The sequence below is a fragment of the Billgrantia ethanolica genome (assembly GCF_021404305.1).
Classification (GTDB): domain Bacteria; phylum Pseudomonadota; class Gammaproteobacteria; order Pseudomonadales; family Halomonadaceae; genus Halomonas; species Halomonas ethanolica.
This window is the reverse complement of record NZ_JABFTX010000004.1, coordinates 71,422-85,140: the sequence shown is the minus strand read 5'-3', so window position 1 is coordinate 85,140 and position 13,719 is coordinate 71,422. Positions and strand designations below refer to the sequence as shown.

15 protein-coding genes are annotated in these 13,719 nt (G+C 64.7%); 6 read left to right on the top strand and 9 right to left on the bottom strand.

Annotated features, from left to right (window positions below; all coding sequences use genetic code 11):
- Positions 1-55: 55 nt before the first annotated feature.
- The gene (locus tag HOP53_RS16965) at positions 56-1,588 is read right to left on the bottom strand and encodes a winged helix-turn-helix domain-containing protein (protein WP_234271127.1); all 1,533 of its coding nucleotides are present in this window, start codon (positions 1,586-1,588) and stop codon (positions 56-58) included.
- A 115-nt stretch (positions 1,589-1,703) separates the two neighbouring features.
- On the opposite strand from HOP53_RS16965, the gene HOP53_RS16960 reads away from it, so the two are divergent.
- Positions 1,704-2,189 (top strand): TspO/MBR family protein, encoded by a 486-nt coding sequence (locus HOP53_RS16960; protein ID WP_234271126.1) that lies wholly within the window; start codon positions 1,704-1,706, stop codon positions 2,187-2,189.
- Positions 2,190-2,234: 45 nt separating this feature from the next.
- On the top strand, positions 2,235-2,864 hold the full coding sequence (locus HOP53_RS16955; RefSeq protein ID WP_338073308.1) for a malonic semialdehyde reductase: 630 nt from the start codon (positions 2,235-2,237) through the stop codon (positions 2,862-2,864).
- Positions 2,865-2,873: 9 nt separating this feature from the next.
- Here the strand turns inward: HOP53_RS16955 and HOP53_RS16950 are convergent, their stop codons facing one another.
- Positions 2,874-3,878, bottom strand: a complete 1,005-nt coding sequence (locus HOP53_RS16950; RefSeq protein ID WP_234271125.1) for an aldo/keto reductase — start codon at positions 3,876-3,878, stop codon at positions 2,874-2,876.
- Positions 3,879-4,063: 185 nt separating this feature from the next.
- On the opposite strand from HOP53_RS16950, the gene HOP53_RS16945 reads away from it, so the two are divergent.
- A complete protein-coding gene (locus HOP53_RS16945) occupies positions 4,064-4,588 on the top strand; it encodes a cytochrome b (protein ID WP_234271124.1) in 525 nt (174 codons plus the stop codon).
- Positions 4,589-4,630: 42 nt separating this feature from the next.
- On the opposite strand, the gene HOP53_RS16940 is transcribed toward HOP53_RS16945, so the two are convergent.
- Positions 4,631-5,038 (bottom strand): DUF6746 family protein, encoded by a 408-nt coding sequence (locus HOP53_RS16940; protein WP_103969716.1) that lies wholly within the window; start codon positions 5,036-5,038, stop codon positions 4,631-4,633.
- A 187-nt stretch (positions 5,039-5,225) separates the two neighbouring features.
- On the opposite strand from HOP53_RS16940, the gene HOP53_RS16935 reads away from it, so the two are divergent.
- On the top strand, positions 5,226-5,816 hold the full coding sequence (locus HOP53_RS16935) for a DUF4202 domain-containing protein (protein ID WP_234271123.1): 591 nt from the start codon (positions 5,226-5,228) through the stop codon (positions 5,814-5,816).
- Between the two features lie 110 nt (positions 5,817-5,926).
- The gene (locus HOP53_RS16930; protein WP_234271122.1) at positions 5,927-6,202 is read left to right on the top strand and encodes a hypothetical protein; all 276 of its coding nucleotides are present in this window, start codon (positions 5,927-5,929) and stop codon (positions 6,200-6,202) included.
- Here the strand turns inward: HOP53_RS16930 and HOP53_RS16925 are convergent.
- Positions 6,189-7,274, bottom strand: a complete 1,086-nt coding sequence (locus HOP53_RS16925; protein ID WP_234271121.1) for a C45 family autoproteolytic acyltransferase/hydrolase — start codon at positions 7,272-7,274, stop codon at positions 6,189-6,191. The two genes, HOP53_RS16930 and HOP53_RS16925, sit on opposite strands and share 14 nt — an antisense overlap.
- Positions 7,271-8,029, bottom strand: coding sequence for a dienelactone hydrolase family protein (locus tag HOP53_RS16920; RefSeq protein WP_234271120.1), 759 nt, complete (start codon positions 8,027-8,029; stop codon positions 7,271-7,273). The genes HOP53_RS16925 and HOP53_RS16920 overlap by 4 nt, the downstream gene beginning before the upstream one ends.
- 249 nt (positions 8,030-8,278) lie before the next feature.
- Between HOP53_RS16920 and HOP53_RS16915 the strand changes: the two genes are divergently transcribed.
- Complete coding sequence (locus HOP53_RS16915) at positions 8,279-9,484, top strand: ABC transporter substrate-binding protein (RefSeq protein WP_234271119.1); 1,206 nt, start codon at positions 8,279-8,281, stop codon at positions 9,482-9,484.
- A gap of 208 nt (positions 9,485-9,692) precedes the next feature.
- Here HOP53_RS16915 and HOP53_RS16910 read toward each other — a convergent pair whose 3' ends face one another.
- From HOP53_RS16910 to HOP53_RS16895, 4 genes are all read right to left on the bottom strand, one after another.
- A complete protein-coding gene (locus HOP53_RS16910) occupies positions 9,693-11,006 on the bottom strand; it encodes a branched-chain amino acid ABC transporter permease (protein ID WP_234271118.1) in 1,314 nt (437 codons plus the stop codon).
- Positions 11,006-12,013, bottom strand: coding sequence for a branched-chain amino acid ABC transporter permease (locus tag HOP53_RS16905; RefSeq protein WP_086510701.1), 1,008 nt, complete (start codon positions 12,011-12,013; stop codon positions 11,006-11,008). The genes HOP53_RS16910 and HOP53_RS16905 overlap by 1 nt, the downstream gene beginning before the upstream one ends.
- Before the next feature lie 28 nt (positions 12,014-12,041).
- Positions 12,042-12,746: an ABC transporter ATP-binding protein gene (locus HOP53_RS16900; RefSeq protein WP_010626388.1), complete on the bottom strand. Its 705-nt coding sequence runs from the start codon at positions 12,744-12,746 to the stop codon at positions 12,042-12,044.
- A 115-nt stretch (positions 12,747-12,861) separates the two neighbouring features.
- On the bottom strand, positions 12,862-13,632 hold the full coding sequence (locus HOP53_RS16895; RefSeq protein WP_234271117.1) for an ABC transporter ATP-binding protein: 771 nt from the start codon (positions 13,630-13,632) through the stop codon (positions 12,862-12,864).
- Positions 13,633-13,719 lie beyond the last annotated feature (87 nt).

The window sequence follows — 13,719 nt, the reverse complement described above, 5'->3', positions numbered from 1 at the left end:
TTGTGGGGATTTGCGTGGGGAGAGGGAGTGAGGAGAGGGAGGGGGGCAAACAGGGCTACAGTGCCATCAAGCGCATGCCGTGCTTTTGCCCGACCAGCGCCGCAATTTGCTTGAGGGTCAGGTCGGGCTTGATACGGTAGGCATCCTCGAGCGCCCGGCGGGCCAGCTCCTGCCTGCCATCGAGCCGATGGATGGCGGCTAGCACGATGCGCGGCATATAGCAGCGGTCGTCGCGCTGGCAGGCGAGCTCGGCCTGCTCGCGGGCGGCGCTGCGATCGCCAATGAGCAGATAGGCCATGGCGAGTACCGAGCCCCAGATCGACAGGCGACTGTCGAGCGGACTGATGCGAATGCCATGGCTCAGGTGAGCGACAGCCTCCACCAGGCGGTTGCCGGCCAGGTAGGCCGAGCCCAGTGCCGCCCAGGCCTGGGCGTTGGCCGGGTTGAGTTCCAGGGCCTTGCGTAGCATCGGCACGCCGCGGTCGGGATAACCGATATCGGCCAAGGCGCAGCCGGCGTAACCGAGCACGATCGAGTCCATGCTATCGAGTTGCAACGCGCACTCGGCGGCATCGAGTGCTTCCGCCCACGCCTGCTCGCGATCGCTCATCAGATCGAAGCGATGCCCCAGGCCACGCACCAACGAGAGATAGGCCGCCGCCAGGGCGAAGCCCGGCTCCAGCCGCCAACTGCGCCGCAGCAGATCCGCCGCCGCGGCGAAGGACTCATGATGCCAACCCCGCAGCGCCAGGATACCGCTGGCCTCGAGATAGAGCTGGCGGGCGCTACGTTCGCCATCGATGCAGAGCACCTTGCGATAGATGGCGCGATGCAGCTGAGGTTCCAGTTTGGCGATGATCATGGGCACGCCGGTATCGAGGGCCTCGCCCACCGGACCGATCAGGGTGAAGGTCTCGGCCCACAGCCGAAAGCCGGCCTTGGCATCGGTCAGATGCACGGTGATGCGCATCCGCTCCGTGCCCTCGTCGGGCCAGGCCTGCACGCTGCCCTCCAGCACGTAGTCGACCCCCAGCGCCTCGTGAATCTCGCGTGCGGACGGAGCCACCGGGCGGTCGAGATACTGCTCGCCCCGGGCGCTCAGGCGCAGCAGGGGTATCCGTGTGAGGACGGAGCTCAGCTCGCCGGTCAGCGCATCGGCGAAGCGAACGAGTTCAGGGGGGGCGGCCAGTGCACGCAGCGGAAGAATGAGCAGGGAAGGGTCGTCGCTACCGAAGGATGGGGCGGCGGCAACCGCTATACGTTCAGAGACACCATCGTCGGTTTCGGTCACGCTCGCGGTGAAGCGGAAGCCTCGGCCGCGTACCGTTCTGATGTAGACCTGGGTATCGCCGCGATCGTCCAGCGCGCGACGTGCCTGCTTGATGCAGGAAGCGACGGTAGCGTCCGAGACGATGCGTCCCGCCCACACGGCGTCGATTAGTTCATCGCGACTGAAGACCCGATCCGGATGATGGGCAAAATGCACGATGAGGTCGAAGACCATCGGTTCCACGCGGCGCAGCTCGCCGTGTCGACGCAGCTCATAGTGCGCCGTATCGAGTTCGAAGTCGTCAAACCGGAGGGTCATGGCGTGGTGCCGTCCCGGGCGTTTAATTGAATAGCGCTACTCTGGTCTAGAGTATGGTTCAGGCCGGGGGCAACCGCTTCGTTCCACTGGCGACATCGAGCAAAAGGAGTTGCGCATGACAGTCCCTTCCGTCGCCCCCCGTCACTCGCTGGTGATCTTTCTCGGCTGGCTGTTGTTGGTCGCCCTCGTGGCCATGATTGGAGCTTTTACCTCGCCTGGCGCCTGGTATGCCGAGCTCGAAAAGCCGCCGCTCACACCCCCCGGCTGGGTCTTCTCGGTGGTCTGGCCGATACTCTACCTGCTGATGGTGATCGCCGCCTGGCGGGTTACGCTACGCGTTCCTCCCGAGCAACGGGTCACGGTGCTGTGGCCCTTCGTCGCCCAGTTGGCGGTCAACGGGCTATGGTCGCTGCTGTTTTTCGGCATGAACCTGATGGTCGTCGCCCTGCTCGATCTCGTGCTGCTATGGGGACTGCTGCTGCTGACGATTCGTCGCTTTGCTCGCATTTCGTCACTGGCTGCCTGGCTACTGGTGCCCTACCTGGCCTGGGTCAGCTTTGCGGGCTACCTCAATGCAGGGATCGTCTGGCTGAATGGGTAACGCTTCGCACAACCGGTCGTGACCGGCCGGTAACGAGCGCGTAAAGTGAAACAAGCCTACCGCGACCTGGAGAGCTTCATGCCTCGTCAGCCCCTCGACGATACCGCGCTGGACACCGTGTTTCGCCAAGCGCGCACCCATTACGGTTTTCGGCCGGAGCCCATCGAAGAGGCTACCCTGCGTGAGCTCTACGACCTGCTCAAGTGGGGCCCCACCTCGATGAACTGTCAGCCGGCGCGCTACGTCTTCGTGGTGAGCGACGAGGGCAAGTCGCGCCTGATCCCGGCGCTCTCCGAAGGCAACCGCGACAAGGCCCACGAAGCCGCGGCCACCGTGATCGTGGCCGTCGACACCCGTTTCTACGAGCACATGCCCACCGTCTTTCCGCAATCGCCCAATGCCCGCGAGCGCTTCGCCGAGAACCCCGACAAGGCCAGCGACACCGCCTGCCGCAATGGCACCCTGCAGGGCGCCTACCTCATCGTCGCCGCCCGCATGCTGGGGCTCGACGTCGGCCCCATGAGCGGCTTCGACCACGACATGATCGACGAAGAGTTCTTTCCCGACGGCCGCTACAAGAGCAACTTTTTGGTCAACCTCGGCGTGGGAGAGCCGCAAAGCCAGCGCCCAAGGGGGCCGAGGCTGGCGTTCGAAGAAGTGGCGGAGGTCATCTAGCGCCGCTGCTCAGCTCTTTTCAAACTCCTCCGTATCGATCTCCTTCTGCAGCGCTTCGCTGTAGCGGGCGCCGGCGACCTGGTCCGGCGTCAGCAGGGCGGTGAGCCGTTCCAGGGTGGCGGCGTCCAGACGCAGGCTTTCCGCCGCGAGGTTTTCGCGCATGTGCGCGATGGAGCGGCTGCCGGGAATAGGGATCACGTCGTCGCCTTGGGCGGTGAGCCAGGCGAGGGCGAGCTGGCCGGTGGTGACTTCCTGCTCGCTGGCGATGGCCTGGAGCTTTTCCAACTGGCGCAGGTTGCGTGGCAAGTTGTCGGCGCTGAAGCGCGGCATGCCGTGGCGCACGTCGTTCTCGCTGAGCTGGCTGGCATCGGTCACGGCGCCGGCCAGAAAGCCGCGGCCCAGCGGGCTGAAGGCGACGAGTGCGGTGTTTGCTTCGCGGCAGGCGTCGAGCAGGGCGATCTCGGGGTTGCGGGTCCACAGCGAATATTCGGACTGCACGGCGGCAATGGGGTGTTCGGTTCTGGCGCGGCGCAGGGTGGCGGCGGAGATTTCCGAGAGCCCGATGGCGCGAATCTTGCCTTCTTCCACCAGTCGCGCCAGGGCGCCGACGCTCTCTTCGATGGGTACCTGGCGGTCCAGCCGGTGCAGGTAGTAGAGGTCAAGGTGGTCGGTACGCAGGCGCTCGAGGCTTGCTTCGCACTGGCGGCGCAGCGTTTCGGGGCGGCCGTCGATCACTTTCTTGCCCAGCGCCGGGTCCATGGCCATGCCGCACTTGCTGGCCAGCAGTATCTCGTTGCGCTTGCTCGCCAGCGCCTTGCCCACTACCTGCTCGTTGGCGGTGGCACCGTAGAGGGTGGCGGTGTCGAAGTGTCGATAGCCCATCTCGAAGGCTTCTTGGAGGGCGCGGATCGCCTCGGCTTCGGGCACAGGGTTGCCGTAGCCGTGGGAGAGATTCATGCAGCCCAGGCCGATGGTGGGAGAGGCCACTTCTTTCAGGCGAGAGAAGAACGACATGCTGGCTCCGCGTCAGTGATGTTGGCTCTCATCATGCCGAGCGCAGTACAGGATGCGCAAGCCAAGCATTCCATCCCAAGCGAGCGGCCCCGTCGCATCGTTCACAGGGTTTCCTCATTCTGTCGTTATCGTTGGGTTTTCAGGCGTAACGAACCCGCTTCCTGATCCGTGATAAGGAATGAGTCATGAGCACTGCAGGGAACGCCCACTACGGGCGCGTGAATCGTTATTTGCACTGGGGTATGGCGCTGCTGCTGGCCTGGCAGTTCACCACCACCAGCGTTCGGGTGCTGTTGAGCGACAGCGCACTGGACGAGCTGCTGTGGCCGACCCATAGGTCTACAGGCTTCCTGCTGATGGTGCTGGTGGCGGTGCGAGTACTCTGGGCGCTGGCGAGCCGGACGAGCCAGCCGCCGGCAGTGAGCAGGGCAGCGCGCCTGGGACACCTGGCTCTCTACGGTTTGATGCTGGTGGTGCCGACTCTGGCGCTGCTGCGGCAGTACGGTTCGGGTCGCGCCTTCGAGCCGTTCGGCATTCCGCTGATGTCGGGCTTCGAGGGCGAGCGTATCGAGTGGATGGTGGCTGCGGGCAGCCTGCTGCACGGTGAGCTGGGCTGGCTTCTGCTGGCGCTGATCGTCGGCCATGTGGCAATGGTGTTCTGGCACCGCCGCCACGGGCAGGATGTGTTGGGCCGCATGCTGGTGCGCTAGGAACGGTAGGCCCGGCGGCACCTCGCCGGGCGTTGGCCTGGCTTACTGCATCAGCGTCTTGATCCGTTCCAGATACGCCTGCCCGTTTTCGCGGATACGCGCCTGCTCCCGGTCACCGGCACCCGAGCGCACTTCCTGCACGTGTTCGCGCATGATGCCGAGCTCTTCGTCGATCTTGGCCAGCGCGTTGTCGATGGTCTCGGTGAGCTGCTGAATGATGGCCATGTCGCCTTCGGTCAGCTCATTCTTGCTGAGCAGCACGTCGAGCAGGTCGTTGCGGAGTTCCAGGGCGTCGACGGCCTGTTTGAGGGTGTCGATGGGCTGGCCTTGAGCCTGCTCTAGCTGTTCGACGAGCTCTTCTTCCTGCATCTGTTCCTGAGCCTCTTCCTGGGCTTGGGCAATGCCCAGGGGCAGCAGGGCGAGAAGGATGGCCACGGTAAGGTGTTTCATCTGCATACCTCGTTTGTTAAGAAGCATTTTGAATGCTAGTTAACGCCGATGCGCTCAACAAGGCGAAGCGATGCGGCAACTTGTCCCGCCTCGCCATACGGCAGGTGGGCCTTGTCCAGGCGCTGGCTCGTGGCCGTGTCGTCAGGTGCGGTATGCTGTGCCCATGACGATTTACGAGGAATGCCCCATGACTGAGCCGACTCCCTTTCAGCGCGCGATGACCGAGCTGGATGCCCTGCATGCGCAGGACCCGCGTCAGGTAGAGGTGGAGGGCGAGACGCTGCCGCTGGAGCTTTGGCACGCGGGGCGCATGAGCGCCTGGCTCGAGCGCGTGGTGGAAGCGCCCAGCGAACTGGTTCAGCTCGCCGTGCGCTCGCAGCATCTGCAGCGCTGGGAAGTGCCGCGTAGCGAGTACCCCGAGGGGCGTGTGGGTTATCTGACCTGGCGCCGCGACCAGGGCAAGCGCGCCGGGGAAACCACGGCACGGGTGATGGAGACGGCGGGCTACTCGGCCGAAGAGGCCGCCGAGGTGTCGCGGATGATCCGCAAGCAGGGCCTGGGCCGCGATCCGGGCACTCAGGCGGTGGAAGATTGTGCCTGCCTAGTGTTTCTCGAGAACTACTTCGCCGATTTTTCCAAGCAGGTGGAGCACGACCACCTGGTGCGCATCGTGCAGATGACCTGGAAGAAGATGTCGCCCAAAGCCCATGAGCTGGCGCTGACGCTCCCCATGAGCGCGGAGGCGCGTGCGGTGGTGGAAGAGGCGTTGGCCGGCTAGGCGAGTTTTGAGAATGATTTTTCTTTGTGTTGACAGCTGAGTGAGGGGTGACTAGATTTCCGATAGTTAATGATAATTGTTATCATTAATGGCGTTAACGGAGGTCGCCAATGTCGTACTTCACCCCTGCCGCCATGTGGGAAATCGCTCCTACCTTGCAGATCTGCGACGTCACACCGGGCTCGGTGCGCCTGGCCCGCGAGTACCCGCGTCACGACACCGCTCTCTCCCAGGAGGAGTTCGAGCTGCTGCAGCTCCATCGGGAAGAGGCCCGGCACGAGCTGTTCCGGCGCTCGTTCATGCTCACCTCCGAGCGCTACCTGAAAGGGGAGTTGCCCGAGCCTGGCCCGGGAGACGAGGGGCTGGGGCGCTTCAGTTCAGAGTGACGCTCAGGCTGTCTTCGCTTTCGCAGGGTTTGCCGTGGCGCAGGGTCAGGCGGCGCTCGTTCAGGTTCATCACCACCGAGAAGAGGGTTTCCATGCGCTCTTCGGCGGGCTGGTCGGGATTGAAGTGACGGCAGATCGACAGCGGCGCGCCCTGATGGTCGCTGAGCACGTCGAACAGGCGCGCCTCGTCGAGAGGGGCGTCCGGCGGCAGCTCGTCGTGGAGCAGCGCGTCGAGGCGACACAGCCGCGGCTGTGAGTCGATCCGGGGATAGTCCTGCACCGGGCAAGGGGTGTTGTCGGCGTAGAGGTGGTTGGTGTGAGTGACGATGCCGTTGCGCGGCGCGATTCGCCCCGGCTCGCCGGGCTGCACCTCGAGCCCCACGGCCTGGCCGCCCTCGTTGCCGACCTGAGCGCTGGCGAGCAGGAAGTGGGCGGGGGAACAGACCCGGTCGTGGCTGGCCACGGCAAGGGCGCTCTGCATGTCATCGCTCTCCAGAATCTTGCGCAGGGCGATGTGGATCGGCAGCCCGCTGCCGCAGGTCTGCGAGCGAATGGCGTTGAGGCACACGCCGATGCCTCGCTCGTTCAGGCCGACCTTGCCCACCATGCCGGCCTCGCCGATGCTTACCAGGGCCGGCTTGCCATTGCCCCGCACGTGCAGGGCCACCACGTTGTCGAGCTGGTCGCTGCGCCAGTCCCAGTTCTGCGCCAGCCACTGCTGCCCATGGCGCTGCAGGGCGAAGGCCGAGCAGCCGCCGCTGGCCTGGGTGAGGGCGATTTCGCTGCGGCAGTTGAGCGTCAGGACGTCGAGAAAATCGACCCCCGCGCCCCAGGCGATGCCGTTCATCTCTTCGAGAATGGCGGGAAAACCCTGGGCGATCTGGGCCTCGAAGTGGCAGGCGCGGTCGCGGGCCTGCTCCCAGCGAATGCCGACGAAATCGTGAAACAGCCGGCCGTAGACCTCGATACCGCGCTGGATCAACTGGCGGTGAATGCGGCCGTGCTGGGCGCCGATCTCGTGATGGCTGCCGCTCAGCTCGGTCAGCGGCAGGGGGCGTAGTCGCCGGGTCATAGCACCTCCTCTAGCAGGTTCAGAAAGGCTGCCCAGGACTTCTCGTCGGCGCGCTGCTGGTAGCGCTCGTCGCCGAAGACGGTGAAGCCGTGGGGGGCGCCGGAGTAGATCTGGATCTCGTAGGTGGCCTCGATGGCCTCGAGCTCCTCGACCAGCCCGCTGACGTCTTCCATGGTGACGCTGGTGTCGGCGCCGCCGTGGGCGATCAGCAGCGGCGGCACCTCCTCTGGCCACTCCTGGCCGTCCGGTGTGGCCACTCCGCCGTGGAAGCTGGTATAGCCGGCCACGTTGTCGGCCTCGCCCGAACGGGCGATCTCCAGCGCCACGGCGCCGCCGAAGCAGTAGCCCATGATCACGACGCTCTCCGCGGCGCCCTGCTCGCGCGCCTCTGCCAGGCCGGCCAGGGTCAGCTCGCGCATGCGCTCGCGGTCGGAGTAGAGCGCGCGGGTGGCTTCCTGACGGGCTTCGAGAGTCTCGGGGCGCTGGCCCTGGCCGAACAGGTCGACGGCGAAGGCGTCATAGCCCAGCTCGGCTAGCATGTCGGCGCGCTGGCGTTCGTAGTCGTCCAGCCCGTTCCAGTCGTGAACGATTAGTACCGTGCCGCTGGCCTCGCCGCTGGCGGCGGCGTAGTAGCCTTCGAAGGTTTCGTCGCCCACCTCGTAGACAATATCGCTGCCGGTGGAGGTGAAGGCGTGAGCGCCGGTGACCAGGCCGAGCGATGCCGGCAGCGCAAGGAGTGCGAGAGCGGGGCGCATGAGGTGCCTCCTGTCGGATGGCATGACGGGTCAATCAGTATAGGCGAAGGCTGGCGGCGGCGTTTCGTGGGTCGTGCCCGACTTCTGTGCCGAAACGGGATTGCTCCTCATCGATAGGCAGTTGGCGTTGTCGTTCGGGGCTAGAACGTTGGTATGGGGGGCTTGTGTTTTGCCTCGTAGGCTTCCAGATTTAGGGGGTGCCTAACCTTGGTAACCAGACGTAAAAAAACCAGAGTGAGAAGAACAACCATGAAGAAAAGCGTTCTAGCGATGGCGATCGCAGCCACCAGCGTAGCATTCGTTGGCGCGGCGCAGGCGGAAGTGAAGGTCGGCTTCATCGGCGGCTTCACCGGCCCCATCGAGAGCCTGACGCCGCCGATCTATGACGGCGCGCGGCTGGCGGTCCAGCAGATCAATGAGCAGGGCGGCATTCTTGGCGGGCAGACGCTGGTCATGCCCAGCGCCGACACCACCTGTAGCGACGCCTCGGCGGCTTCCAACGCGGCCGACCGCATGGTCAACACCGAGAACGTCACGGCCATCGTCGGTGCGCTGTGTACCGGTGCCACCGTGGCAGCGGCCAACAGTGCCGCCATTCCCGGTGGGGTGGTGATGGTGTCGCCGGCTTCCACCGCACCGGCGGTTACCGAACTCGACGACAACGACCTGGTGTTCCGTACCGTACCTTCGGACTCCTATCAGGGTGAGATCCTGGCCAAGCTGATGCTCGACAAGGGCTTCGATGAGGTCGCGGTCACCTACGTCAACAACGACTACGGTCGTGGCCTGGCGGATGCCTTCACCGAAGCCTTCGAGGCGGGTGGCGGCCTGGTGGCCGAGAACGTGGCCCATGAGGATGGCCGCGCCGACTACCGCTCCGAGCTGGGCTCGCTCTCCGCCAGCGGTGCTGAAACTCTGGTGGTGCTGGCCTACGCCGATGGCTCGGGCCAGACCATTTTGCGTCAGGCCTATGAGGGTGGCATGTTCACTCAGTATGCCGGCGCCGATGGCATGGTGGGCTCGTCGCTGGTCGAGGCGGTGGGTGCCGATGTGCTCGAAGGCATGATCGCTACCCGCCCCGGCAGCCCCGAACTGCCGGGCACCGAGATCTTTGCCGAGGCCGCTGAGGCCGCCGGTTTTGATCCCACCGCGGTGTTCGCGGCCCAGGCATACGATGCCGCCTTCCTGTTGGCACTGGCTATCGAGCAGAACGGCAGCGCCGAGCGCGAAGGTCTCTCCCAGGCCCTGCGCAGCGTTTCTTCCGCACCGGGTGAAGTGATCCTGCCGGGCGAGTGGGAGAAGGCCGTTGAACTGATCGCCGCAGGCGAGGAGATCAACTACGAAGGTGCTTCCGGTAGCCATGAGTTCGACGAGAACGGCGACGTACCGGGCGTAGTCGTGGAAATGGTGGTAGAGGACGGCGCCTTCGTCGGCAAGGGCCTCGTCGACCTCTAAGCGTTAACGCACCAAGCTCGCAAAGAATGGCCCCGGCGGGAATTCCCGCCGGGGCCATTCATTTTCATAAGGCTTCTTTCGAAAAGTCGTCGAGCGAAGGCCAGACAAGGCAAAAATCAGCGAAAGGACGGAGTTTACAGTTGTAAATGAGTACCTTGAGCTGATTTTTAACGCCGTATGGCCGAGCGCAGACAGTTTTCGTTGAAGCCTAACCGTGGTGTTTGACTTTTTCGGGCAACAACCCATTCGGCGCGAAGCGCAGCACCAGAGTGATCAGCAGGCCGATCACAAACACCCGCGCCTGCAGTGCGCGGCTATCGAGGTTGCCCGGCGGCTGCCAGCCGAACCAGCCCTCGCCGATGCTCACCGCACCCTGCATCAGGAACAGTGCCAGCGGCTCGGACATCAGCCAGATGATGTACACCGCCACGGCGCCGAAGATGGTGCCCAGGTTGTTGCCCGGGCCGCCCAGAATCACCATCACCAGCACCAGGAAGGTGTGGTTCAGCGGCAGGTAGCCGTTGGGGTCGAACAGGCTGTTGAACGAGGCCAACGCCCCGCCGCCGATGCCCATCAGGATGCAGCCCAGCACGAAGATTTCCAGGCGGCGCCTGTTGATGTCCTTGCCCATCGCCGAGGCGGAGATCTCGTTGTCGCGAATGGCGCGGATCATGCGGCCCCAGGGGGCATGATAGGCGCGATGCAGCAGGAAGAAGATCACCGCGATCATCACCGCCGTGACCGAGAGGTACAGTGCCCGGGCCAGGGTGAAGCCCAGCTCGCTGGGCCCCGGGGTGGGCCAGGGCAGCGGCGATACCGTGGCGGTGCCGCGGGTCAGCCAGTCGGAGTTCTTGAGGAACGCCTTGATGATCTCGGCGATGCCCAGGGTGGCGATGGCCAGGTAGTCGCTGCGCAGGCCCAGGCAGATATGGCCGATAAAGTAGCCCACGGCACCGGCCAGGGCGCCGCCGAAGATCCAGCCGGTCCAGGCGGGCAGCCCGAAGCCGCCGATGAAGCCGGCGCGGGACTGGATCTCGCCGGTCACGCTGCGCAGCATGCTGATCACCACCAGATAGAGCACCACGGCCAGCACGATGGCGATGACGGTGCGCAGCTTCTTCGGCACGCCGATGCGGTCGAGCTTGGTGGCGCCGTACACCAACACTGCCGCGGCCGCGCCGTAGAGCAGCACGCGGCCCAGCTCGCCGGGCAGCTCGGTGCCCCAGAAGGCGTTGTTGACCGGCACGCTGAAGAGCATGGCGGAGAAACCACCCAGGGCGACGAAGCCCATCACACCGGCGTTGAACTGACCGGCATAGCCCCACTGGATGGTCAGACCCAGGGCCAGGATGGCGTAGCAGGAGGCTTCCACCAGCATGCGCGTGCTGTAGGCGGTGCCCATCACCATATAGATGCCGAGGATCACCGCCAGCAGGGCGCCGAATAGAATGATTTCACGCAGCGGAAAGCGCGACGGCTCGGCAACGGTGTCTTCCCGGCGTTCGGTACGTTGAGCGTTCATCAGATCACCTTACCCTTGAAGATGCCGGTGGGGCGCCACACCAGGATCGCCACCAGGATGAAGAAGGGCACCACGATCTTGTACTCGGTGCCGACGAAGGCGAGGTTGCGCGGGATCTCGATCCACTCGGGGAACAAGTGCGCAATGGGGCGCAGCAGCACCGCCCAGTTGAACACCGCCAGGGTCTCGGCGAAGCCCACCACGAAGCCGCCGGCGATGGCCCCGTAGGGGTGGCCGACGCCGCCGACGATGGCCGCGGCGAAGATCGGTAGCAGCAGGAAGAAGCTCAGGTCGGGCTTGAAGGTCACGTCGAGAGAGAGCAGCGTACCGGCAATGGCCGCCAGGCTGCCGGCGATCACCCAGGTCACCGAGACGATGTAGTTCGTGTTGATGCCCGAGGCCCGCGCCAGGTCGGGGTTGTCGGACATGGCGCGCATCGCCTTGCCCAGCCGCGTGCGGTTGAGGAACACATGCAGCCCCACCACGCAGGCAATGGTCAGGATGAACAGGATGATCTGCGGCTCGGTGACGATGATCGGCCGGGTAGCCAGCTCGAACGGCACGTCGAGACGGTAGATCTCCTTGCGCTCGCCGGCCAGGTACATGTTCTGAGCGCTGGTGCCGGCGAACAGGCGAATCAGCCCCTGCAGCATCAGCGTCACGCCCAGCGAGCCGATGACGATGACGATGGGCTTGACCCCATGGGCCCGCAGCGGCTTGTAGAACACCTTGTCGATGCCCACGGCCAGCGCGGCGGTGAGGATCATCGCCAGCGGCAGCATGACGATGGGAGTGGGCAGACCCACCACGCCGCCCACGCCGGGGAAGGCCAGGGTCAGCAGCAGCACCATGAAGGCGCCGAAAGTCATCATGTCGGCATGGGCGAAGTGGGCGAAGCGCATGATGCTGAAGATCAGCGTCACGCCGATGGCGCCGATGGCGTAGATCGAGCCGGTTACGCTGCCGGCAATGATCACGTTGTTGATGAAGAATACCAGTTCGTTCACGACTTACTCTCCATTACGGGCTCCGGGCTCAACCGCCCAGGAAGCTCTTGGCCACTTCCGGGTCGGCGAGCAGGGCGGCGCCGGTGTCGGTGAAGCGGTTCTTGCCGGCCGCCAGCACGAAGCCCTTGTCGGCGATGGCCAGGGCCTGTTTGGCGTTCTGCTCGACCATGAGGATGCCGACGCCGGCGGCGTTGATCTCCTTCACCCGCTCGAAGATCTCGTTCATGTAGAGCGGTGAGAGGCCGGCGGTAGGCTCGTCGAGCAGCAGCACCTCGGGCTCGGCCATCAGCGCGCGGCCCATGGCGACCATCTGGCGCTGGCCGCCGGAGAGCTCGCCGGCGGGCTGGTGGCGCTTGTCGTAGAGCGGTGGAAAGAAGTCGTAGACCTGCTTGAGCATCCGTTTGACGTTGTTCGGCTTGAGAAACGCGCCCATCTCCAGGTTCTCTTTCACCGTGAGACTGGGGAAGACGTTCTTCTCCTGGGGCACGAAGCCCATGCCCCGCTGTACCAGCTTGTTGGGCGGCAGGTTGTGGATCGGTTCGCCGCGCAGCAGGATCTCGCCCTGGCTGACGGTGAGCAGGCCGAAGATGGCCTTGAGCATGGTCGATTTGCCGGCGCCGTTGGGGCCGACGATCACACCGACCTCGTCGGCTTCGATCGACATGTCCACCCCGTTGAGGATGTTCATGCCGCCGTAGCCGCCGTGCACGTCGCGTGCTTCGAGTAATGGCATCGTGGAGTCTCTGCGCTATCGTTACTGTTCTTCTTGTGGCTGTACCGAGACCTTGGGCAGGCGTGGCCTCTCCCCTCAGGCCGCGGTGGAATCCCTCCGGCCGTGGTAGAGCCCCTCAGGCCGCGGTAGAACCAAAGTAGGCCTCTATCACCTGAGGATTGTTCTGGATCTCTTCGATGGTGCCTTCGACCATCACGCTGCCCTGGGCCAGCACGATCACCGGGTCGCACAGGCGCGCGATCATGTCCATGTCGTGCTCGATGACCAGGAAGGTGTAGCCCAGCTCGCGGTTGAGCCGCTCGATGTTCTCGACCAGGTCGCCCAGCAGGGTGCGGTTGACCCCGGCGGCGATCTCGTCGAGCAGTACCACGCGGGCGTCGGTCATCATGGTGCGGCCGAGTTCGAGCAATTTCTTCTGCCCGCCGGAGAGGTTGCCGGCCAGCTCGTTGCGCACGTGGTGCAGGCCGATGAAGTCGATCACCTCGAGCGCCTTCTGGCGAACCGCCGTCTCCTGCTGGTTGACCAGGCCCGGCTTGAGCCAGGCGCTGAACAGGCTCTCCCCGGCCTGCTTGGGCGGCACCATCATGAGGTTCTCCAGCGCGGTCATGTGGGAGAACTCATGGGCGATCTGGAAGGTGCGCAACAGGCCCTTGTGGAACAGCTCGTTGGCGGGGCGATTGGTGATGTCCTCGCCGTCGAGCAGGATCTGGCCGCTGTCCAGCGGCAGGGCGCCGGCAATGATGTTGAACAGGGTCGATTTGCCGGCGCCGTTGGGGCCGATCAGGCCGGTGATTGAGCCCTTCTCGACCTGGATCGAGCAGTCGTTGATGACCTTCAGGCCGCCGAAGGCCTTGTAGACGTGTCGCACGTCGATGATGGATGGCATGTTGGTTCCTGCACTTTTATATCTTTGTTATGCGCCCAGCCCCTGCGCATGGCGCGAGGCCGGGTGGCGTATATCGAGTCCCCGCTC